Here is a 21,389-nt window from a genome sequence, read left to right as displayed (position 1 = left end):
TTGCAGGCCCAGCGCGGTGGTGAACAGGGTTTCGACGCCAATACTCATCGGGGACTCGTGAACTCAGAAAGTGGATGTAACCGACATGTTACCCGATGTCAAATTCCACACGGAACGGCATTGAGCCAAGAAATAGCACGTCGTTCCCGCGCAGGCGGGAACCCATAGAACGCCAAGCATGGATACTCAGCATGGATTCCCGCCTGCGCGGGAATGACACCACGTCTTAGCGCTTGATCTGCGACAGATCGCGCACGGCGCCGCGATCGGCCGACGTGGTCAGCGCAGCGTAGGCTTGCAGCGCCTGCGACACATAACGCTGACGGTTGACCGGCTTCCACGCCGCATCGCCCTTGGCGTCCATGGCCACGCGACGCGCCGCCAAATCAGCATCGCTGATGCGCAAGTTGATGGTGCGGTTCGGGATATCGATATCGATCATATCGCCCTCTTCCACCAGGCCGATCGCGCCGCCCTCCGCCGCTTCCGGCGAAGCATGGCCGATCACCAGCCCCGACGAACCGCCCGAGAAGCGGCCATCGGTCAGCAACGCGCAAGCCTTGCCCAGGCCCTTGGACTTGATGTACGAAGTCGGGTACAGCATCTCCTGCATGCCAGGGCCGCCCTTCGGACCTTCGTAGCGGATGATGACCACATCGCCTTCATGCACGGTATCGCCAAGGATGCCTTCAACCGCAGCGTCCTGGCTCTCGAACACGCGCGCCTTGCCGCTGAATTTCAGGATGCTCTCATCAACGCCGGCCGTCTTCACGATGCAGCCGTTCTGCGCCAGGTTGCCGTACAAGACAGCCAGGCCGCCGTCCTGCGAATAGGCGTGCGCCTTGTCGCGGATGCAGCCGGTGCTGCGGTCGGTATCGAGCGCGTCGTAGCGCTCCGATTGCGAGAACGCCGTCTGCGTCGGCACGCCGCCAGGCGCGGCGCGGAACAGCTGCTGCACGGCGGGATCGTCGCTGCGCTTGATGTCGTTGCGTTCGATCGCATCGCCCAAGGTCGGCGCGTGGATGGTCGGCAGCGAGGTGTCCAGCAAGCCGGCGCGCGCCAGTTCGCCCAGGATCGCCACGATGCCGCCGGCGCGGTGCACGTCTTCGATGTGGTACTTGTCGGTCATCGGCGCGACCTTGCACAGGCATGGCACTTTGCGCGAGATGCGGTCGATGTCCTTCATATCGAAGTCCACTTCCGCTTCGTGCGCGGCCGCCAGCAAGTGCAGCACGGTGTTGGTCGAACCGCCCATCGACACATCCAGCGCCATCGCGTTTTCAAACGCGGCCTTGGTGGCGATGGAGCGCGGCAGCACCGAGTAGTCGTCCTGCTCGTAGTGGCGCTTGGCCAGTTCGACGATCAGGCGGCCGGCGCGCAGGAACAGCTGCTCGCGGTCGGAGTGGGTGGCGACGATGGTGCCGTTGCCCGGCAGGGCCAGGCCCAGCGCCTCGGTCAGGCAGTTCATCGAGTTCGCGGTGAACATGCCGGAGCACGAACCGCAGGTAGGACAGGCCGAACGCTCGATCTCGGCGACGTCCGCATCGCTGACCGACTGGTCGCCGGCCTTGATCATGGCGTCGACCAGATCAAGCTTGATGATCTTCTGCTTGCCATCGACCACCTTCAGCACCTTGCCCGCTTCCATCGGGCCGCCGGAGATGAACACCACCGGAATGTTGACGCGCATCGCGGCCATCAGCATGCCCGGCGTGATCTTGTCGCAGTTGGAGATGCAGACCATCGCATCGGCGCAGTGGGCGTTGACCATGTACTCGACCGAGTCGGCGATCAGGTCGCGCGACGGCAGCGAGTACAGCATGCCGCCGTGGCCCATGGCGATACCGTCATCGACGGCGATGGTGTTGAATTCCTTGGCCACGCCGCCAGCCCTTTCGATCTCGCGCGCCACCAGCTGGCCCAGGTCCTTCAGGTGCACGTGGCCGGGCACGAACTGCGTGAACGAGTTCACCACCGCGACGATAGGCTTGTCGAAGTCGCCGTCCTTCATGCCGGTCGCGCGCCACAGGGCGCGGGCGCCGGCCATGTTGCGGCCGTGGGTGGTGGTGCGGGAACGGTATTGCGGCATGATGTTTCTCCAGTGATAAAGGCGGGCTTAAGACCGCTGTCGTAGCATGACAGATTGCCTTTGCCCTGCCCCGCTGTCAAATATAGTATTTTCGACTCTATGAGTCGTATAAAATATCACTGGATATAATTTCAACAGTAAACAATATGAATATCGAGCTGCGGCAACTGCGCTATTTCGTCACCGTCGCCGAGGAACTCCACTTCGGCAAGGCGGCGCTGCGCCTGCACATGACGCAGCCGCCGCTGTCGCAGACGATACAGACGCTGGAAGCGTTGCTGGGCGCCGCGCTGTTCGAGCGCAACCGCCGTGGCGTGGCGTTGACGCCGGCCGGCCTGGCGCTGCTGCCGGAAGCGCGCCGCATGCTGGCGCAATCGCAGGAACTGCCGCAACTGGTGCAGCGCGCCGCCGCCGGCGAAGTCGGCAGGTTGACGCTGGCCTTCATCTCCTCGGCCGACTACAGCGTGCTGCCGCCCTTCCTGCGCGCCTACCGCGCAGCCTATCCGCAAGTGCAGATCACGCTGCAGGAAGCCACGTCCGACCTGCAACTGGACGACCTGCTGAACAACCGTATCGACGCCGGCCTGCTGATCCCACCGCTGCCGGACAAGGCCAAACTGGAACTGGACTACCTGCCGGTGCTGAGCGAGCCGCTGGTGCTGGCCCTGCCGGCCGGCCTGCTGAAGAAGCAAGGCAAGCTGGCATTGGCCTCCCTGCCCCCACTGCCGTTGATCATCTTCCCGCGCGCGATCTCGCCGGCCTTGTACGACGCCATCCTGTCAGTGTTCCGCGACGCCGGCATCACGCCGGAGATAGGCCAGCAGGCGATCCAGATGCAGACCATCGTCAGCCTGGTGTCGGCGGGCATGGGGATAGCGCTGGTGCCGCAGTCCGTGTCCAACCTGATGCGGACCGGGGTAGAATACCGGGCGCTTCGCGACGCCACGCCGCTGGTCGAAACCGGCCTGGCCTGGCGGCGCGACAATGCCTCGCCGGTGCTGCGCGGCTTTTTGGAATTATTAAGAAAGAACACCCTATGCTGATACACCCGATGCCCGATCCGATCGCCCTGCAACTGGGGCCGGTGGCGATCCACTGGTACGGATTGATGTACGTCCTCGCCTTCGCCATGTTCATCACGCTGGGCCGCGTGCGCATCAAGCAGCCGCACATCGCCGCGCAGGGCTGGAGGAAGGAAGACCTGGACGACATGCTGTTCTACGGCATGCTGGGCGTGGTGATCGGCGGCCGCATGGGCGAGGTGCTGTTCTATGAGCCGGTCAAGTACTTTTCAAATCCGATAGAAATTCTAAAGGTCTGGCACGGCGGCATGTCCTTCCACGGCGGCTTCCTGGGCGTGCTGATCGCGATGGCCGTGTGGGCGCGCAAGAGCGGCCGCAACCTGCTGGACGTGTACGATTTCATCGCGCCGCTGGTGCCGCTGGGTTATGCCGCCGGCCGCCTGGGCAACTTCATCAACGCCGAGCTGCCGGGCAGAGTGGCCAGCGATCAATCGCTGCCGTGGGCGATGCTGTGGCCAGACAACGCCTACCCACTGCATCCGAATCCCGTCTTCCTGCAAGGGCTGCGCCATCCATCGCCCATCTATCAACTGCTGATTGATGGCCTGCTGGTGTTCGTCATTCTGTGGCTATTCTCGCGCAAGGAGCGTCCGCGGCTGGCGGTCGGCGCCACGTACACGCTGCTGTATGGCTGCGCGCGATTCTTCACCGAATACTTCCGCACGCCGGACTGGGAAACCACCTTCCTCGGCATGCCGATCACCTCGGGCCAGGTGCTATCGCTGCCGATGATCATCGGCGCACTGGTGATGCTGGTATGGGCTTATAAAGTCAAACAGAAAGGCCGGGCGCCAATCTAACAACTGGGGTCAAGTCTGACATTCGGACACGGCCTCTGCCGTAAAGCCCCTTACGGCAGAGGCCGTGTCCGAATGTCAGACTTGACCCCAGGCCTTGCGCAGCATGTAGGCGGCCAGGCCGTAGAGCACGACCGCGAAGATTTTCTTGAGGGTCTGCACCGGCAGCTTGTGCGCGGTGCGCGCGCCCAGCGGCGCCAGTGTCACGCTGGCCGCCGCGATCACCAGCAACGCCGGCAGGTAGATAAAGCCCAGCGAATATTCGGGCAGCTCCGGCGTGCCCCAGCCATAGTAGATATTCGACAGCGTGCCCGCCAGCGCGATCGGAAAGCCCAGCGCCGCGCTGGTCGCCACCGCGTTCTGCATCCTGACGTTACACCAAGTCATGAACGGAATCGACAGGAAGCCGCCGCCCGCGCCCAGCAAACCCGCCACCAAACCAATCACGCCGCCGGCGCCAAACATACCGACGCTACCCGGCAAACCACGCTGCGCAACGCCTTCCACGACTACCGCCTTTTTACCGAATAGTATCTGCGTGGCGGAAAAGCTCAGGAACACGCAGAATAGAATCGCCTGCCCCGCAGGACTCATTTGCTTGGCGATCCAGGGCCCACACCATGCCCCGAGCAGTATGCCCGGCGACAGCAGCAGCGCCACCCGCCACAGCACCGCACCATGCAGGTGGTGCGCGCGCACCGACGACATCGACGTGAACAGGATCACGCCCAGCGATGTCGCCACCGCCATATGGATGTTCACGCTCTCGGGAAAACCCTTGGCGCTGAAGATCATCGTGATGAACGGCACCAGTATCATGCCGCCGCCTATGCCCAGCAAACCCGCCAGGAAGCCGCCCACGGCGCCCATCAACAACAGGACCAGCACCAGGCCGATATCCATCAAGCGCCTTTCTTGAGCAGCTTGACGATGGCGTTCCACTGTGCCGCCGTCACCGGCGTGATCGACAAACGGCTGCCTTTTTGCAGCACCACCATGTCCTCCAGCGCTGGTATGGTGCGCATCTCGGCCAGCGACAGCAGCCGCGTTTTCTGCGTGCCCTGCACGTCGACCGAGATCCAGCGCGGTTGCTCCGGCGTGGCCTTGGGATCGTAGTACTTGCTGTCCTTGTCGAACTGCGTGGCGTCGGGATAGGCGCCGCCCACCACTTTCGCCAGGCCGGCAATGCCGGGCTCCGGACAACTGGAGTGGTAGAACAGCACACCATCTCCATCCTGCATGCCATCGCGCATGAAGTTGCGCGCCTGGTAGTTGCGCACGCCGAACCACGGCGTGGTCTGCGCGGGCGACGCCATCACGTCGTCGATGCTGACTTCATCAGGCTCGGATTTCATCAACCAGTATTGCATGGGTTTTTCTCCAGACGAAAAAAAGCGGTTGCGCACTCACATGCTTGCAACCGCTTCTTAGTATAAGGCCCCGCCTGTGCCGTCTTTGCCGGCATCCCGAACCAAACGGTTCAAGGTGGTCACAGTTAGTTCAATTTCGGGTTCATCGGACTAGCGACGCTCACGCCCATCGAACAAAATTCCGCAACCGGTGCACATAAATGGTTCAAGGAATATATGGCAATCGCGAACACCGCAGGGTGAAACGAAGTTTACTCTCTTGTCCGCCGCAAAGGAAGGAGTTTAGCGAATTAAAACAGGGTTTCTTGCGGCGTCAGCGCGCTATCGAGCACTTTGTGCATGGCGCTGATCTTCGTCTGCACATCCAGTATAGACATCTCCGACAACGGCCCCACCGGCGATTTCACCGACAGGAACTCCGCCGCCATGCCCAGCGCCGCCATCACGGCGATGCGATCATTGCCCTTGACCTTACCGCCGTCGCGGATCGCCGTCATCTTCTTGTCCAGGAAGGACGCGGCCTCGCGCAACGCGCGCTCCTCGCCCTCCTTGACGACCAGCCGATACGGCGAACCCATGATGGTGACATCGAGCTGTATCATCGTGCGTCCTCGTTTTCAGGCTGTTCTTCCTCTTCGGCGTCGCCGTCGAGCGCGGGGATTTTTTCCAGCAAGGCCTCGACGCGGCCGGTCGCCTCGCTCAACTTGCGCTGATAGCCCATGTTCTCCACCACCAAGGCGGCATTAGCCTGACGCAATTGTGCATTTTCCCGGCGCAGCGCGTGGGTCATCTCGGCCAGCTGGTCGATTTTGTCGGATAGTTCTTGGAAATCTGGAATCATCCCGCCACTATAGGCAGCGCGCGGAACGCCGTCAACCGAATCGCGCCCCCGCCCCGCATATTTGAAGGGCAAGCGCGCGATTTATTTCTTCACTGTCAACGTCCCGCCAAAAATTGCTACTTTGCCAGCAGGCGTGGCGTAATACTCACATAGCCTTCGATGCCGCTGGCCTGACCCGGCTCCGCCTCGACGATCACATTGATCTCGCGCTTGCCCACGCCTGCCTCGGCCGGCAGCGGCAGCTCGAACGCCGCCAGCGCGTAGCTGTCCTTCTTGCCGATCAACTGGCCGTTCAGCCAGACCTCCGCCTTGCCGCGCACGCCGGCGAAGCGGATCATGCCGCTGCCGTCGGCCAGGTTCTTGCGCGGCGTGAAGCTGGCGCGGTACAGGCGATACTTCGCTGCCGCCGGCGCGATCATCGGCGGCGAGCCCCAGCCCCAGGTGTTCATGTCGAAGCTGGCCAGCTGCTGGTTCGGGTCGGGACGCTCGGCGCTGTCCGGCGCGATGCGCCAGCTGCGCACGAAGGTCAGCGGCGCTTCGGCCGCAGCCACGAATGGCTGCGCCGGTGTCGCCTTGACCGGAATGCTGATGCGCGCCGGCGCCAGGCCGGGCGCGGTGGCGGTCACGCTGATCGCCTCGGCGCCGTCGTAGTTGGTCTGCACGATCAGCTGCGCCAGGCCGTTGAACAGGCGGCGCGTCGCGCCCTTCTCGTCCTCGTGCGAATTCGGATCGCCGTTGCCATGGCCGATGGAGCGGCCGCCGCCAGTCACCGCGAACGTCACCTGCGCATCGGCCAGCGGCACCGCGCGGCCCTGCGCATCCAGCGCGCGCACGGTGATCGGCATCGCATCGCGGCCATCGCCGGCCAGTTGCGCGCGGTCCGGCACCAGTTCCAGCGCGACGGCGGCGCCGGTCGTTTCCACCGACGTGCGCGCGACTTCCTTGCCGCCGTTGTAGCCGATCGCCTCCAGCTTGCCGGGCGCGTAGGCGACGTTGAAGCTGTTCATGCGGTACGGGTCCACCTGCTGTTCGCCCAGCAGGCGGCCGTTCAGCAGCAGCTGCACGCGCTCGACGTTGGCCATCACCATCACACGGACGTCCTTGCCCTCGCTGCCGCTCCAATTCCAGTGCGGCGCGATGTGGATCAGCGGACGGTCCTTGATCCACTGTACCTGGTGGATGTAGTAGGCGTTCTTGGGGAAGCCGTTCAGGTCCATGATGCCGAACACCGAGCTGACCGACGGCCATTCGTTCGGCGTCGGCTCGCCGCGATAATCGAAGCCGGTCCAGACAAAGCCACCCGCCACGTATGGCCGCGTGGCGATCGCCTCCCATGCGTCGCGATGGGTGTTGCCCCACTCCGCCGCATCGTCGTCGTAGCTGGCGATCAGGTTCTTCTCGCGGACGGTCTTGAACTCGCCGCGCGTCATGTAGGCCGACGTGTCTTCGGAGCTGGTGAACGGCTTGTTTGGATTGGCTTTGTGATAGCGGTCGTAATCAGGCACCTGGTAATTGGAGCCCACCACGTCGACCGCATGCGAGACATTCAACGCCGTCAGGAAACCGCCGTTCATCGCCGCCGTAACGGGACGGGTATCGTCCAGCGCCTTCACGGTGGCCGACATGCGGCGCACCATTTCATAGCCAACTTCGGTGGCCTGCTCCGGCTCTTCATTGAACACCGACCACAGGATCACGCCCGGATGATGGCGGTCGCGCTTGACCATCCACTCCAGCTGCTGCATATAGTCCGGCGATGGATTGAAGTTGCGGTTCTCGTCCATCACGACGAAGCCCATGCGGTCGACCAGGTCCAGCACCTCGGCCGCCGGCGCGTTGTGCGAGAAGCGGATCGCGTTCACACCGAGCTCCTTCAGCCGGCGCAGGCGATACTCCCACACCGAATCCGGCACCGCCACGCCGACGCCGGCATGGTCCTGGTGGATACACACGCCCTGCAATTTCACATGCACGCCGTTGAGGAAGAAGCCCTCCGCCGCATCGAAGCGTATGGTGCGGAAGCCGGTATTGAGCGACACCTCATCGAGCGCCTTGCCATCCTGAAGAACGCGCGTCGTCACGCGATACAGATTGGTTTTCTCCAGCGACCACAATGCCGGGTTGGCGACAGCCAGCGGCACCTGCACGGTATTCGTGCCCAGCACCGTCACGCGCGCGGTCGCGCTCTGACGGGCCACCTGTTTTCCGGCAGGGTCGAACAGCGACACTTCCACCGTCACGCCGCTGGCCTGCTTGCCGCTATTGTTCAGCGTAACCTCAACCGGTATCGTCCACTGCGTTCCCTTGCCCGCGCGCGGCGTCGCATGCACGCCGTCGGTCACGATATGCACCGGATCGCGCTTGACCAGCCACGCGTGGCGATACATGCCCGCGCCCTCGTACCACCAGCCTTCCATGGCCTCGGCATCGGCGCGGATGGCGATGGTGTTCATCGCATCGCCGTAGCGAAGGTAGGGCGTGATGTCGATATAGCTGGAGTTGTAGCCGGACCAGTTGCGGTTCACCACATTGCCGTTCACCCAAACGGTGGCGTGGGTGGCGATGGCGTCGAACTGCAATTCAAAATGGCGGCCGCGGTCGGCCGCTTCCACGCGCAGATAGCGCCGGTACCAGCCGATGCCGCGCGGACGATAGCCCTGCGAGACGTTGGCGTTGGGATCGAACGGGCCCTCAACCGCCCAGTCGTGCGGCAGGTCCAGGTGGCGCCAGTCGGAATCGTCATATTCAGTACCGGCCGCGCCGGCGGCGTTGCCGGCCTTGGCGTTGCCGTAGGATTCGCCATGCCCCTTGATCGGCGGCTGGACGATATCGCCCAGATGGAACAGCCAGCCGCGATCGAGCGACAGCCGCTCACGCCCCGGCGTTGCGGCCTGCGCGGCCACGCAGGCCGACAGCAGAAGGATGGCGGACCACAGCCGCCGCCAGTTGAATGTGTACGATTTCAATCCGCGCCTCCGAATAAAAAAACGGAGCAGCGCCATCACGCACCGCTCCGCTAAAACCACGATAAAAACAGATTACAGCTTGAACGACAAACCAAGGTTGAAGCGGCGGCCAAACTCGGTCACCTCCTGCTGCACAGGAATATTCGCGCTGGTGTAGACGGCCTTCTGGTTGGTCAGGTTATCGATGCCAAAGCGCAGTTGCACGTTCGGCGTCAGCTGTTTGGCCAGGTTCAGCGTCAGGTAGGTTTCGGCTTCGTTCATGATCAACTGGCCGGCGCCCCAGGTCGGATTACGCACAAAAGCACTGTGGTAGTTGGCCGAGATGCGCGCCTCGTAGCCTGCCTTCTCGTACCACAGCGTCACGCCGCCGTTGCTCTTCATCAGACCTTCGATCGGATAAGGATTCACGCTCGGCGTTTTCTCGTGGATGTTGCTGGTGGTGTAGGCGTAGTTGCTGGCGATGCCCAGGCCGTCGAACGGCGCAGGCAGCGAAGTAAAGGCCTGCTGGTACACCAGCTCCACGCCGCGGATGTCGCCGCCGTCGCCGTTGACCGAACGGGTAATCGTAGCCGGACGGCCATTGACGGTGGTGGTGTCGCTGGTGATGGCGATGTAGCGCGATACCTTCTTGTAGAACGCGCCGGCCGACAGCAGCGAGCCTTTGCCGAAGTACCACTGGTAGGCCAGGTCGACCTGGTTAGCCATCATCGGCTTCAGTTCAGGGTTGCCCGCGCTGCCGGTGACCGGCTGGGTGCTATCCGACACCACGTTCAGGTTACGCGAGGCACGCATCTCGTCCAGCGGCGCCCGCGACATGGCGCGCGCCACGCTGAAGCGCACCTGGCGTTCCTGTGCTTCGTCCATGTTGAAGATCAGGTTCAGGCTAGGCAGGATCTCGTTGTAGGAAGTGCCCCCATCCACCGCCGTCGGCGCTGCGCCGTTGAGCGACTGCATGCCATAGCCGGTCTGCGTGGTGTGCACCAGGCGCACGCCGACGTTACCGCGATAGGTCTTGCCGAAGGCTTCGCCGTCCAGGTCACCCTGCACGAAGGCCGACGTGCTGCGCTCCTTGACCTTCCAGCCGGACAGCAGGTCGTTCTGCGTCTGCGGGCGGCCGTTTGGGTTGAAGGCGTCCGGGCCGAAGGCTGCGGAGGTCGCAGCGCCGAAGTCCTTCAGCGCGATGTACGAAGGGAAGCCGCTGACGTTGACGGTCTCGTAGGCCGAGGCGGGAATCGTCTTTGAATCGAGCTGCCAGGTGGTCTGGCGATAGCTCTTCTCACGGTCGGTGGCGCGCACGCCAACCTTCAGGCGGCTGATGATGCTGCCTTCGATGGGACGCGATGCGCTCAGGCTCACCGCATTCAGCAGATCCTTGATATGGCCGTCGGTATCGACGTACAGACTCGCCGCGCCGAAGTTGCCGGGATTACCGGTGTCCATGCCGAAGTTGTAGCTCTGGTTCTCGTTGCCGGTGAAGTCCCAGGTGATCGTGGTCGGGGTGTTCGAAAACTGGCGCACGTCGCGCCATTGGCTGCTGCGCATCGCGTGGGACGAGGACAGGTCGCTCTCCACCTTCCAGTCGCCGACGTTGAACTTGCCGTTGATACCGCTGGCGGCAACGCTGGTGTCCTGTATCCACAGGTAGTCGTTGGTGACCACGCCGACATTCTTCAGCGTGCCGCCGGCGACGTAGCCGTTGCGGATATCGAGGTTGCTGAAGTTGCCCGACTCGTAGCCGTCCCAGTTACCCAGGTCGCCGGTCCAGTGCTGCAGGCCCGGTTCGCGGATCGCGGCCTTGGCGTAGTAGCTGTCGGCGGTGATCAGTACATCGTTGGACGGTTTCCATTCGACCTTGCCGAGGACACTGGTGCGCTTGTCCTTACCGCGCTTGACTTCATCCTGGAAGCCCCAAGGCGTCTTGTCTACCTTGCCGTCGCCGTTCAGGTCCGCCGAGTGGTCTTCGTTGAAGCCCCAGTGGCGCACGTTCTTTTGCAGCGAAGGCTGGTCCTGGTAGCTGGCGGCCAGCGCCACGCCCAGCGTCTTGTTGTTGAACTGATCGATGTAGACACCACCGAGACGCGGCGCGGTCTTGTCGGCGCCGCCGATGTCCTTGGCCAGCGCGTAGTACAGCGCGTCCGCCTTCAGCGACACCTGGCGGCCCGAATATTTCAGCGGCGATACGGTTTGCAGGTCGATGGAGGTGGCGATGCCGCCTTCGGCCAGCTCGGCGTTCTGCGTCTTGTAGATGGTGGCGCCGCTCAGCGACTCCGATGGGAACTGCTCGAAACGCACGGCGCGGTTGGGCTCCGACGAGGCCAGCTCGCGGCCGTTCAGCGTGGCGCCGATGAAGCGCGGGCCCAGGCCGCGTGCGACGATCTGGCTGGCGTTGCCGCGATCCAGGCCGGACGACATGCCCGGCAGGCGCGCCAGCGATTCGGCGATGGTGGTATCGGGCAGCTTGCCGATGTCTTCCGACGAGATCACCTCCACGATGCTGTTCGAAGCTTCCTTCGCGGCCAAGGCGTTGCGCACCGAGGCACGGATGCCGGTGACGTTCACTTGTTGGATATCGGCTGCGGCTTCCTGGGCAAACGCTTGTTGGACCAGCAGAGGGGACGTGAAGAGCGTGGCGATGAGCCAGCTCATTTTTTTGTGCTTCATGTGCATCTCCAGTGTTGTGTAGTTCCGTCTCTGATTAAGGACTAGGACGAATAACTGGATGCTAGCGAAACGAAAGAAGCACTTCCAATAGCTTATTGAGTGCGCGCCATACCAAGTTCGTATATCACGCTTGAGTACGCTTAAACGGGCCGGCGATAGTGAGGGTAGATGGCGGCTGCGGCATCGCGCAGCGCGAGCAGCATCGCATCGGCGCCAGGCGAGAGCTGGTGTCGTTTGCGCGTCACAATGCCGAACGAATCCATGCTCACGCCCAGGTCGAACGGCAGCACCGTCATCAGGCCAGCCTCCAGATACGGTCTCACGGCGTCCGCAGGCAGCGCGACGATCATGTCGTTGCTCATGAGGAGACTGGCGACGACGGGCAAGTCGAGGGTCTCGACGGTCTCCGCCGGCTGCTCCAGGCCGTGCGAAAGGAACAGCGCCGTCAGGCGGTCGCGCAGTATGCTGCCGGCGGGCGGCAGTATCCAGCACTGCTCCATCAGGTCTTCCAGTTTCAGGTCGGTGCGTCCGGCCAGCGGATGGCCGGCGCCCGCGATCAGCAGGTGCGGCTCGTCGGTCAGCGGTTCGAAATTGAGTTCATCGGCGGCCTCCGTGTCGAGGATGCGGCCCACCACCAGATCGAGCTCGCCGCCGCGCAGGCGTTCGACCAGCGCTTTACTGGTCGACATGCTGACCGCGACATGCACCCGCGAGTGGCGCGACTTCAGCAGGTTGATCGCCTTCGGCACCAGGCCGGTGGCCGGCGCCAGCACGGTGCCTATGCCCACGCGCCCGCGCAGGCCGGACAACAGCTCCATCACTTCCTGGTGTGCCGCGTCCATCTCCGCCAGCGCCGCGCCGGCGCGCCGTATCAGTACTTTCCCGTACCAGGTCGGGGCGACGCCGCGCGACAGGCGCTCGAACAGCTGAACGCCGAGCGCGTGTTCAAGCTCGCCCAATAATTTGGACGCACCGGGTTGGGTCAGGTTGGCGGCTTGCGCTGCGTGCGCAATCGATCCGTGCCGGCCCAATTCGACCAACAAGACCAAATGGCGGGTTTTCAGGTGGGAGCGGACGAAGCGATCGGAGCTTGAATCGGTCATAGGGGTGATTTTCTGGATCGCCCATCATAAGGGCGCGCCGGTGCAGCGTCAATCACCGTGGTGCGGACGTTGGGAATCGACGACGGCCGCTGGGCCGTCGTCGAACGGGGTATCGGCCACGCCGGGCGCCAGTTCTTCCGCCACGCCAGCCGGCAGTCCATACAGGCCGCCGCGCGCGCCCAGCAACAGCAACTGCCTCAAGTCAGGGCCGCCGAAAGCCATGCTGGCCACCGGCTCGCGCACCAGTTCGATGCGCTGGCGTGGATGGCCGTCGGCGTCGTACCGCGCCAGCGCCCCTCCCTGCACGCTCCACAGCATGCCGGCGCCGTCGACGACGGCGGCGCCGCGCTCCGGCGCCGGCGCAGGCACCGAAGCAAACGTGCGCACATCGCTGACCTTGGCGCGCTCCGCGTCGTAGGCGCATTGCATGATGTCGCCCCTGGTGGCGTCGGCGAAGTACATGCGCGCGCCGTCCACGCTGAAGGCGATGCTGCGCGCCGCGACCACCACCGGCAAGGCCAGGCGGCGCAGCCCGTGGCGCGTCGAATACTGATAAAAGCTGCCGATAGGCCGCTGGTCGGCGCCGGTGTTAGCGGTACCAAAGACGAAATTCCCCTGCCGGTCGGTGCGGCCGTCGCTGATGACGGTGCGCGCTTCGGCAGCGTCGATGGTCGCCAGCACCTGCGCCTGGAGCGGGCGGCCGGACTGGCCGGCGGCCGGCAGCTCCACCGAGCCGAGGCGCTTGCCCAGGCCAAGCAGCACGCGCCCGGAACGGCAACAGGCGATCAGCCCCGCGCTTTCCAGCAGGCGCACGCCGCTCGGCATGCTGTCCTGCGCGGGCCAGGCATACAGCTGGCCGCCCTGCGGGTCCGGCCAGCGCCAGCAGGCCGCCTGGGCGTCCCAGCGCAGCGCGCATCCGGCCTGGCCGACGCGTACCAGCATGATGCCGGGCGTAGTGGCGAGTGGCGTACTGAATTGGCTCATACTGCGGGGACTCCAGATAGATGACTTGACCGCACCAGTCTAAGCGCCCCCTTCCCTTGGCAGACATGAATAAATCGCCCACTGCCATGCCGATTTCGAATACCTGCGAGGCCCCGCCCTAGCTATGCGATATTGATATGCCTACTTACGAATTAATCATATTTCCAGTCTAGCTGGCAGGCTTAGACTGGACGCTGTTCCTGAACTCACTCTCCACACCTATGAAAATCATCAAACTGACGACCTACCGTGTACCACCGCGCTGGATGCTGCTCAAGATCGAAACCGATGAAGGGGTCGTCGGCTGGGGCGAACCGGTCATCGAAGGCCGCGCGCGCACCGTGGAGACGGCGGTGCAGGAAATGGAACCGTATCTGATTGGCCAGGACCCTGCCCGCATCAACGACCTGTGGCAAACCATGTACCGCGCCGGCTTCTATCGCGGCGGCGCGATCACGATGAGCGCCATCGCCGGCATCGACCAGGCGCTGTGGGACATCAAGGGCAAGGTCATGGGCAAGCCGGTCTACGAGCTGCTGGGCGGCCTGGTACGCGACCGCATGAAGATGTACAGCTGGGTGGGCGGCGACCGTCCTTCCGACATCATTGAGCACATCAGCAAGCTGCGCGAAGGCGGCTTCGATACGTTCAAGATGAACGCCACCGAGGAACTGGGCATGCTGGACACCGCAGCCGCCGTCGACAAGGCGGTCGAGCGCGTGGCCGAGATCCGCGCCGCCTTCGGCAACAGCATCGAATTCGGCCTGGACTTCCACGGCCGCGTGGCCGCGCCGATGGCCAAGGTGCTGCTGCGCGAGCTGGAGCCGTATCGCCCGCTGTTCGTCGAAGAGCCGGTGCTGGCCGAACAGGCCGAGTATTATCCGCGCCTGGCCGAAACCACGTCGATTCCGCTGGCGGCCGGTGAGCGCATGTACTCGCGCTTCGAATTCAAGAACGTGTTCCATGCCGGTGGCCTGTCAATCGTGCAGCCGGACCTGTCGCACGCGGGCGGCATCACCGAATGCATGAAGATCGCCTCGATGGCGGAAGCCTACGACATCGCGCTGGCGCCGCATTGCCCGCTCGGCCCTGTCGCGCTGGCGGCCTGCCTGAGCGTGGACTTCGTGTCCTACAACGCGGTGCTGCAGGAGCAAAGCATGGGCATTCACTACAACAAGGGCGGCGAGCTGCTCGACTATGTCCTCAACAAGGAAGACTTCCGCATCACCGACGGCTACATGAAACCGCTGACCAAACCTGGCCTGGGCGTGGAAGTCGACGAAGAACGCGTGATCGCCGCCAGCAAAAATGCGCCGGACTGGCGCAACCCGGTATGGCGTCACGCCGACGGCAGCGTCGCCGAGTGGTAAGCGAATAAAGAAACGAGAGACCACATGCCATTTTTGTTACGCCGCCATTCGGGCGCCGCGCTGATCGCCGGCGTCCTGGCGGGCGCCGCCAGCGCCGATACCATGTTGTCCATCGACGCCAGCGCGGCCACGCCTGCACCGAAAGCGGCAGCGCTGCGCATGGGCAGTTCCGTCGCGCCCAACGGCGACAGCTTGGGCGCCAATGCGCGCTACCTGACCTGCAACGGCGCACCATGGCTGCCGGTGATGGGCGAGTTCCACTACAGCCGCACCCCCGCCTCGCAATGGGAAGCGGAGCTGCGCAAGATGAAGGCCGCCGGCATCGACATCGTCACCAGCTACGTGATGTGGAACCACCATGAAGAGGTGGCCGGTAAATTCAACTGGCAGGGCAACCGCGATCTGCGCCGCTACGTGCAGCTGGCCGCCAAGGCCGGGCTGGATGTGGTGGTGCGCGTGGGCCCGTGGGCGCATGCGGAAGTGCGCTACGGCGGCGTGCCGGATTGGGTGGTCAACACCATGCCGACCCGCTCCAACGATCCGCAGTACATGGCGCTGGTGGAGAAGCTGTACGCGCAGATCGGCGCACAGCTCAAAGGCCAGTTGTGGAAGGATGGCGGCCGCGTGATCGGCATCCAGCTGGAAAACGAATACAACATCGATGGTCCCGGCCAGGGCGCCGCGCACATCGCCGCGCTGAAGAAGCTGGCGCTGAAGGCGGGCATGGATGTGCCCTACTACACCGTCACCGGCTGGGACGGCACCATCTATCCAACCGGCGAAGTGACGCCGGTGTTTGGCGGCTATCCCGACGAGCCCTGGGGCACCAGCACCAGGGAGCTGCCGCCGAAAGAGACTTACGCATTCCGCTTCGACACGCGTGTCAGCGGCGACCTGGGTGCGCAGACCGCCGCCCATGCGCCCGGAACTGCGGAGACGGACAAGGACGTAACGCCTTTCCTCGGCGCCGAATATGGCGCCGGTTTGCCGTTCATGTACCGCCGCCGCACGGTGGTGTCGGCGGACGATATCGCGGCTATGCTGCCGGTGCAGCTGGGTTCCGGCGTGAACCTGATGGGCTACTACATGTTCCACGGCGGCCGCAATCCGACTGGCCTGGGCGGCACCTCGATGGAAGAGAGTACCCTCAGCGGCGGCTACAACGACACCACCATGATCAGCTACGACTTCCAGGCCCCGCTAGGGCCGGACGGCCAGCAGCGCAAGGTGCTGGAGAAACTGCGTCCCTTCCATTTGTTCCTGCATGATTTCGGCTCGCGGCTGGCGCCGATGACGGTGCGTAAGCCGGATGCTTCGCCCGCCACGCCGGACGACCTGAAGACGGCGCGCTTCGCCGTGCGCAGCGAGGGCGATCGCGGCTTCCTGTTCGTGAACAACCACGTGCGCCAGTACCCGATGGCGGCGCAGCAGGCCACCCGGTTCTCGGTCAAGCTGCCGGGCCAGACGATCACATTGCCAGCCACGCCGGTCGACATCGCCGACGGCGCCTACTTCATCTGGCCATTGAACCTTGATCTGGACGGTGTCAACCTCGCCTACGCAACGGCACAGCCATTGGCCTTGCTCGACCAGGGCAAGGCAGGTGTGGTGGCGGTGTTCGGCGCCAGCGCCGGGGTGCCGGTGGAGCTGGCGTTCGACGCCGCGCTCGCGCCGCAAATTCACGCGGGCAGCGGACAACTTGCCGTCACTGGTGGACATGCGCTGCTCAGCGGCGTGCAGCCAGGCGCCGGCGCAGCGTTGACCGTGCAACGCGCCGGCAAGCGACCGTTGACCATCGTCGTACTGACGACCGAACAATCGCAGCAACTGAGCATCGCGGAACTGGGTGGCCAGCGCCGCCTGATCCTGAGCGGCCAGCAGGCCTACGTCGCCGAGGGTGCGCTGCAAATGCGCTCGGCAGGCAACAACAAGTTCCGCTTCGCCGTCTACCCTGCGCTGGGCGGCAAGCCGACAGCAAGCACCGCAGCCAAGGCCTGGACCAGCGCCGGAGCCGCCACCAGCGCGAGTGTCGTACTGCGCGCCGCCGGCAACGACGGCATCTTCCAATCCTTCGAAGCCGAGCTGCCTGCACGCGATCTGAAAGCCAGCGTCACGCCGACGCGCGCGGCGCAGGAAGCGGCGCCCATCGTCATCGGCGGCGGCGCGAAAGCCGCCATGCAACCGCTGCCGGAAAACTTCAAGGCCGCAGGCGCCTGGCAGATCAACGTCCCGCGCGAACAGCTGCGCGGTCTGGACGACGCCTTGCTGCAGATCGACTTCGTCGGCGACATCGGCCGTCTGTACTCGGGCACCCGCATGCTCGACGACTGGTACTACAGCGGCTACCAATGGCAGTTCGGCCTGCGCCAGGCCAGCGCCCTGCTCGACCAGCCGCTGACCGTCTCCGTGCTGCCGCTGCGCGCCGACGCCCCGATCTACTTGCCCAAAGAGGCGAGACCCGACTTTGCCGGCAAGGCCCAATTAGCCGCCGTCCGCGGCGTCAGCGTGATACCCGTGTATCAGCTGCGCATTACGCCATAATCAAAAAAAATACAAACACTGGAGACCCACCATGAAACGTACCCTACTCGCCGCAGCAACCTTGTGCCTGATGGCCGCAGCCCACGCCGCCGAACCGGTCAAGATCGGCTTCCTGGTCAAACAGGCCGAGGAGCCTTGGTTCCAGGACGAATGGCGCTACGCCGAACAGGCGGCAAAAGAGAAGGGCTTCGCCTTGGTGAAGATCGGCGTGCCTAACGGCGAGAAGATGATCGCCGCGATCGACAACCTGGCCGCGCAAAAAGCGCAGGGCTTCGTCATCTGCGCGCCGGATGTCAAGCTGGGCACCGCCGTCGAGCGCGCCGCCAAGCGCAACAACATGAAAGTGATCTCGGTCGACGACCGCCTGGTCGACGGCAGCGGCAAGCCTATCGCCTCGATTCCACACATGGGCATCTCCGGCTACGCCATCGGCAAGCAGGTGGGCGAAGGCATCGCCGCCGAGATCAAGGCGCGCAAATGGAACATGGCCGACGTGGGCGCGATCCGCGTCGCCTACGACCAGCTGCCAACCGCCAAGGAACGCACCATGGGCGCGGTCGATGCGCTGAAGGCCGCCGGCTTCCCGGTGGCGAACATCGTCGACGCGCCGCAATCGAAGACCGATACCGAAAGCGCCTTCAACGCCGCCAACATCGCGCTGACCAAGAACGCCCGCTTCAAGCATTGGGTGGCGGTCGGCCTGAATGACGAAGCGGTGCTGGGTGCGGTGCGCGCCGCGGAAGGCCGCGGCATCAAGGCGGACAACATGGTGGGCGTCGGCATCGGCGGCGCCAAGGCCGCTGAAAACGAATTGAACAAGCCGGCGCCAACGGGCTTCTATGGCTCGGTGATGATCAGCGCCAGGGAGCACGGCTACCAGACCTCGGTCAATATGTACAACTGGATCACCGGCAAAGGCGTGCCGCCGGCGGAAGTGCTGACCAAGGGCATGCTGATGACCCGCGCCAACCAGGCCGACGTGCGCAAGCAAATGGGCCAGTGACATGACCGCGTACCTGCAGTTTGACCAGGTCAGCAAGGTCTTCCCCGGCGTGAAGGCGCTCAACGGCGTCAGCTTCGCCGCGCACGCCGGCCAGGTCCACGGCCTGCTGGGCGAGAACGGCGCCGGCAAGTCCACGCTGCTGAAGATCCTCGGTGGCCAATACAAGCCTGACGGCGGCCGCCTGCTGGTCGACGGCAAGGAGTGCCGCTTCACCAGCGCCAAGGACGCGATCGGCGCCGGCATCGCCGTGATCCACCAGGAACTGCAATACGTTCCCGAACTGACCGTGGCGGAGAATATTCTGTTGGGCCGCATGCCCACCCGTTTCGGCCTGCTGGACAAGCCCAAGGCCCACAGGATGGTGGCCGAGAAGCTGGCCGCCATCGGCGTCGACCTGGCGCCGGACGCCAGGCTGGCCGACCTGTCGATCGCGCAGCGTCAGATGGTCGAGATCTGCAAGGCCATCATGCAGGACGCCCAGGTCATCGCCTTCGACGAGCCGACCTCCAGCCTGTCGCACCGCGAAACCGAGATCCTGTTCCGCCTCGTGAAGGAATTGCGCGCCGACGGCCGCACGCTGATCTACATCTCGCACCGACTGGAAGAACTGTACGCGCTGTGCGACGCCTGCACCATCTTCCGCGACGGCCGCAAGATCGTCACCCACAACGTCATGGCCGACGTGCCGCGCGAGCGCCTGATCAGCGACATGGTGGGCCGGGAACTGAGCGACATCTACGACTACCGCACCCGCCCCCTCGGCGAAGAACGCCTGAAGATACAAGGCCTGGCCGGAAAACATGTGAAGGGGCCGCAAAGCTTCTCCGTGCGCGGCGGCGAGGTGCTGGGCTTCTTCGGCCTGGTCGGCGCCGGCCGCAGCGAATTGATGCGCCTCCTGTACAACGCCGACGCGCGCAGCGCCGGCAGCGTGGTGCTCGACGGCGCGACCGTGTCGACCTCCGGCCCGTCCGCCGCGATCGCGGCCGGCATCGTGCTGTGCCCGGAGGACCGCAAGGAGCAAGGCATCCTGTCCACCGCCTCGGTGGCGGAGAACATCAACATCAGCGTGCGCCGCCACGACCTGCTGGGCGGCCTGTTCCTGCGCCACAAGCGCGAAGCGGCGCTGGCCGAGGAGTTCATCGCCCGCCTGCGCATCAAGACGCCCAACCGCCAGCAGGAAATCCGCCTGCTCTCCGGCGGCAACCAGCAGAAGGTGATCCTGGCGCGCTGGCTGGCCGAACCCGGCCTCAAGGTGCTGATCCTCGACGAGCCGACGCGCGGCATCGACGTCGGCGCCAAGAACGATATCTACCGCATCATCCACGAAGTCGCGGAGCGCGGCTGTTGCGTGATCGTGGTGTCGAGCGAACTGCCGGAAGTGCTGGGTATCTCGGACCGCGTGATCGTTATGCGCGAAGGCGAAATCTGCGGCGAACTGTCGCGCGCGGACGCCAGCGAGACCGAGGTGCTGCGCCTGGCGCTGCCCGATTCGATCGCCCCCGCCCCCGCCGCCCCCCACATTGAAACGCCCGCACTTCCCACCCGGAGCATCGCATGAACGTCTCGCAATTGAATCCCGCCGCCAAGCCTGCGGTGTCCCAGGCCCAGCGCCAATGGCTGGTTGAATACAGCATGCCGCTGGCCTACGTGGTGCTGTTCGCGGTGCTGGCCGTCACCGTCGAAAACTTCTACTCGCTGACCAATGTGGTCGGCCTGATGCTGTCGGTGGCGCAGATCGGCATGGTCGCCTGCACCATGATGCTGTGCCTCGCCTCGCGCGATTTCGATCTATCGGTCGGCTCCACCATCGCCTTCTCCGGCGTGCTGGGCGCCATCGTGCTGGAACAAAGCGGCAGCGTGCTGCTGGCGGTGGGCGCGGGCCTGGTTGCCGGCGCGCTGATCGGCGCCCTGAACGGCGTGCTGATCGCCTACCTTCGCGTGAACGCGCTGATCGCCACGCTGGCGACCATGCTGATGGTGCGTGGCCTGGCCTTCATCGTCTCCAAGGGCCAGGCGGTCGGCATCAGCAACGACGCCTTCATCAACTTCGGCGACACCCGCATCTTCGGCCTGCCGCTGCCGGTGCTGGTGTGCGCCGGCTGCTTCCTGGTGTTCGGCGTGCTGCTGAACCAGACCGTCTTCGGCCGCAACACCTTGGCCATCGGCGGCAATCCGGAAGCGGCGCGCCTGGCCGGCGTGCGCGTCGAGCGGCTGCGCGTGTGGATCTTCCTGCTGCAAGGCCTGGTCACCGCGATGGCGGGCCTGATCCTGGCCTCGCGCATCACCAGCGGCCAGCCGAATGCGGCGCAGGGCTTTGAATTGGATGTGATTTCGGCCTGCGTGCTGGGCGGCGTGTCGCTCCAGGGCGGCAAGGCGCGCATGTTCGGCGTGTTGATCGGTGTGCTGATCATGGGGACGGTGGAAAACGTCATGAACCTGCTGGACGTCGACGCCTTCTACCAGTATTTGATGCGCGGCGTGATCCTGCTCGCCGCGGTGCTGCTGGACCAGCTGAAGACCCGCGGCGAACGCCGCTAGAACACCCCACACGCCTGGGGTCTGACCCCGTCCGGGGTCAGACC

Annotated in this window: 16 protein-coding genes and 1 other RNA gene; 7 read left to right on the top strand and 10 right to left on the bottom strand. The window is 64.4% G+C overall.

All coding sequences use genetic code 11. The features are described from left to right. Positions 1-226: 226 nt before the first annotated feature. On the bottom strand, positions 227-2,089 hold the full coding sequence (gene ilvD, locus KVP70_RS28560; RefSeq protein ID WP_217945775.1) for a dihydroxy-acid dehydratase: 1,863 nt from the start codon (positions 2,087-2,089) through the stop codon (positions 227-229). A 146-nt stretch (positions 2,090-2,235) separates the two neighbouring features. Between ilvD and KVP70_RS28555 the strand changes: the two genes are divergently transcribed. Further along, positions 2,236-3,132 carry a LysR family transcriptional regulator gene (locus tag KVP70_RS28555; RefSeq protein WP_217945774.1) on the top strand — a complete coding sequence of 299 codons (897 nt, stop codon included), beginning with the start codon at positions 2,236-2,238 and terminating at the stop codon, positions 3,130-3,132. Beyond that, complete coding sequence (lgt, locus tag KVP70_RS28550; protein ID WP_217945773.1) at positions 3,126-3,971, top strand: prolipoprotein diacylglyceryl transferase; 846 nt, start codon at positions 3,126-3,128, stop codon at positions 3,969-3,971. Before KVP70_RS28555 ends, lgt begins: the two co-directional genes overlap by 7 nt. Positions 3,972-4,046: 75 nt before the next feature. On the opposite strand, the gene KVP70_RS28545 is transcribed toward lgt, so the two are convergent. The 9 genes from KVP70_RS28545 to KVP70_RS28505 all read right to left on the bottom strand — a co-directional run bounded on the left by KVP70_RS28545 (position 4,047) and on the right by KVP70_RS28505 (position 13,893). Beyond that, positions 4,047-4,871, bottom strand: coding sequence for a sulfite exporter TauE/SafE family protein (locus KVP70_RS28545; RefSeq protein ID WP_217945772.1), 825 nt, complete (start codon positions 4,869-4,871; stop codon positions 4,047-4,049). Then, positions 4,871-5,338: an EVE domain-containing protein gene (locus KVP70_RS28540; RefSeq protein ID WP_217945771.1), complete on the bottom strand. Its 468-nt coding sequence runs from the start codon at positions 5,336-5,338 to the stop codon at positions 4,871-4,873. The genes KVP70_RS28545 and KVP70_RS28540 overlap by 1 nt, the downstream gene beginning before the upstream one ends. A gap of 63 nt (positions 5,339-5,401) precedes the next feature. Beyond that, positions 5,402-5,582: non-coding RNA, 6S RNA (gene ssrS / locus KVP70_RS28535), on the bottom strand. A 46-nt stretch (positions 5,583-5,628) separates the two neighbouring features. Next, a complete protein-coding gene (locus KVP70_RS28530; RefSeq protein ID WP_020701461.1) occupies positions 5,629-5,940 on the bottom strand; it encodes a cell division protein ZapA in 312 nt (103 codons plus the stop codon). Further along, on the bottom strand, positions 5,937-6,251 hold the full coding sequence (locus KVP70_RS28525; RefSeq protein WP_229225153.1) for a cell division protein ZapB: 315 nt from the start codon (positions 6,249-6,251) through the stop codon (positions 5,937-5,939). The genes KVP70_RS28530 and KVP70_RS28525 overlap by 4 nt, the downstream gene beginning before the upstream one ends. Before the next feature lie 44 nt (positions 6,252-6,295). Then, the gene (gene galA, locus KVP70_RS28520) at positions 6,296-9,145 is read right to left on the bottom strand and encodes a beta-galactosidase GalA (RefSeq protein WP_217945770.1); all 2,850 of its coding nucleotides are present in this window, start codon (positions 9,143-9,145) and stop codon (positions 6,296-6,298) included. 72 nt (positions 9,146-9,217) lie between these two features. Continuing rightward, positions 9,218-11,806, bottom strand: a complete 2,589-nt coding sequence (locus KVP70_RS28515; RefSeq protein WP_217945769.1) for a TonB-dependent receptor — start codon at positions 11,804-11,806, stop codon at positions 9,218-9,220. A 140-nt stretch (positions 11,807-11,946) separates the two neighbouring features. After that, positions 11,947-12,909, bottom strand: a complete 963-nt coding sequence (locus KVP70_RS28510) for a LysR substrate-binding domain-containing protein (protein WP_217945768.1) — start codon at positions 12,907-12,909, stop codon at positions 11,947-11,949. A 48-nt stretch (positions 12,910-12,957) separates the two neighbouring features. Further along, on the bottom strand, positions 12,958-13,893 hold the full coding sequence (locus KVP70_RS28505; protein ID WP_229225152.1) for an SMP-30/gluconolactonase/LRE family protein: 936 nt from the start codon (positions 13,891-13,893) through the stop codon (positions 12,958-12,960). A 221-nt stretch (positions 13,894-14,114) separates the two neighbouring features. Between KVP70_RS28505 and dgoD the strand changes: the two genes are divergently transcribed. The 5 genes from dgoD to araH are packed head-to-tail and all read left to right on the top strand — an operon-like array spanning position 14,115 to position 21,345. Further along, entirely contained in the window at positions 14,115-15,263 is a 1,149-nt protein-coding gene (dgoD, locus tag KVP70_RS28500; RefSeq protein ID WP_217945767.1) for a galactonate dehydratase, read from the top strand. A gap of 24 nt (positions 15,264-15,287) precedes the next feature. Further along, the gene (locus tag KVP70_RS28495) at positions 15,288-17,804 is read left to right on the top strand and encodes a beta-galactosidase (RefSeq protein WP_217945766.1); all 2,517 of its coding nucleotides are present in this window, start codon (positions 15,288-15,290) and stop codon (positions 17,802-17,804) included. 31 nt (positions 17,805-17,835) lie between these two features. Next, positions 17,836-18,807, top strand: coding sequence for an arabinose ABC transporter substrate-binding protein (locus KVP70_RS28490; protein WP_217945765.1), 972 nt, complete (start codon positions 17,836-17,838; stop codon positions 18,805-18,807). 1 nt (position 18,808) lies between these two features. Then, on the top strand, positions 18,809-20,365 hold the full coding sequence (gene araG / locus KVP70_RS28485) for an L-arabinose ABC transporter ATP-binding protein AraG (RefSeq protein ID WP_217945764.1): 1,557 nt from the start codon (positions 18,809-18,811) through the stop codon (positions 20,363-20,365). Then, the gene (araH, locus tag KVP70_RS28480) at positions 20,362-21,345 is read left to right on the top strand and encodes an L-arabinose ABC transporter permease AraH (protein ID WP_217945763.1); all 984 of its coding nucleotides are present in this window, start codon (positions 20,362-20,364) and stop codon (positions 21,343-21,345) included. Before araG ends, araH begins: the two co-directional genes overlap by 4 nt. Positions 21,346-21,389: the final 44 nt, after the last annotated feature.

This window comes from Duganella violaceipulchra, from assembly GCF_019166075.1.
GTDB lineage: Bacteria > Pseudomonadota > Gammaproteobacteria > Burkholderiales > Burkholderiaceae_D > Rugamonas > Rugamonas violaceipulchra.
Note: the sequence above shows the minus strand (reverse complement) of the source record. Positions and strands in the feature narration are given on the sequence as shown.

What these genes read in the sequence shown, in the direction of transcription:
- KVP70_RS28555 (WP_217945774.1), top strand. Translation starts at nt 2,236, where the DNA reads ATGAATATCGAGCTGCGGCAACTGCGCTATTTCGTCACCGTCGCCGAG.
- araG (WP_217945764.1), top strand. Translation starts at nt 18,809, where the DNA reads ATGACCGCGTACCTGCAGTTTGACCAGGTCAGCAAGGTCTTCCCCGGC.
- araH (WP_217945763.1), top strand. Translation starts at nt 20,362, where the DNA reads ATGAACGTCTCGCAATTGAATCCCGCCGCCAAGCCTGCGGTGTCCCAG.
- KVP70_RS28490 (WP_217945765.1), top strand. Translation starts at nt 17,836, where the DNA reads ATGAAACGTACCCTACTCGCCGCAGCAACCTTGTGCCTGATGGCCGCA.
- KVP70_RS28505 (WP_229225152.1), bottom strand. Translation starts at nt 13,893, where the DNA reads ATGAGCCAATTCAGTACGCCACTCGCCACTACGCCCGGCATCATGCTG.
- KVP70_RS28495 (WP_217945766.1), top strand. Translation starts at nt 15,288, where the DNA reads ATGCCATTTTTGTTACGCCGCCATTCGGGCGCCGCGCTGATCGCCGGC.
- KVP70_RS28510 (WP_217945768.1), bottom strand. Translation starts at nt 12,909, where the DNA reads ATGACCGATTCAAGCTCCGATCGCTTCGTCCGCTCCCACCTGAAAACC.
- lgt (WP_217945773.1), top strand. Translation starts at nt 3,126, where the DNA reads ATGCTGATACACCCGATGCCCGATCCGATCGCCCTGCAACTGGGGCCG.
- dgoD (WP_217945767.1), top strand. Translation starts at nt 14,115, where the DNA reads ATGAAAATCATCAAACTGACGACCTACCGTGTACCACCGCGCTGGATG.
- KVP70_RS28540 (WP_217945771.1), bottom strand. Translation starts at nt 5,338, where the DNA reads ATGCAATACTGGTTGATGAAATCCGAGCCTGATGAAGTCAGCATCGAC.
- ilvD (WP_217945775.1), bottom strand. Translation starts at nt 2,089, where the DNA reads ATGCCGCAATACCGTTCCCGCACCACCACCCACGGCCGCAACATGGCC.
- KVP70_RS28545 (WP_217945772.1), bottom strand. Translation starts at nt 4,871, where the DNA reads ATGGATATCGGCCTGGTGCTGGTCCTGTTGTTGATGGGCGCCGTGGGC.
- KVP70_RS28530 (WP_020701461.1), bottom strand. Translation starts at nt 5,940, where the DNA reads ATGATACAGCTCGATGTCACCATCATGGGTTCGCCGTATCGGCTGGTC.
- KVP70_RS28515 (WP_217945769.1), bottom strand. Translation starts at nt 11,806, where the DNA reads ATGAAGCACAAAAAAATGAGCTGGCTCATCGCCACGCTCTTCACGTCC.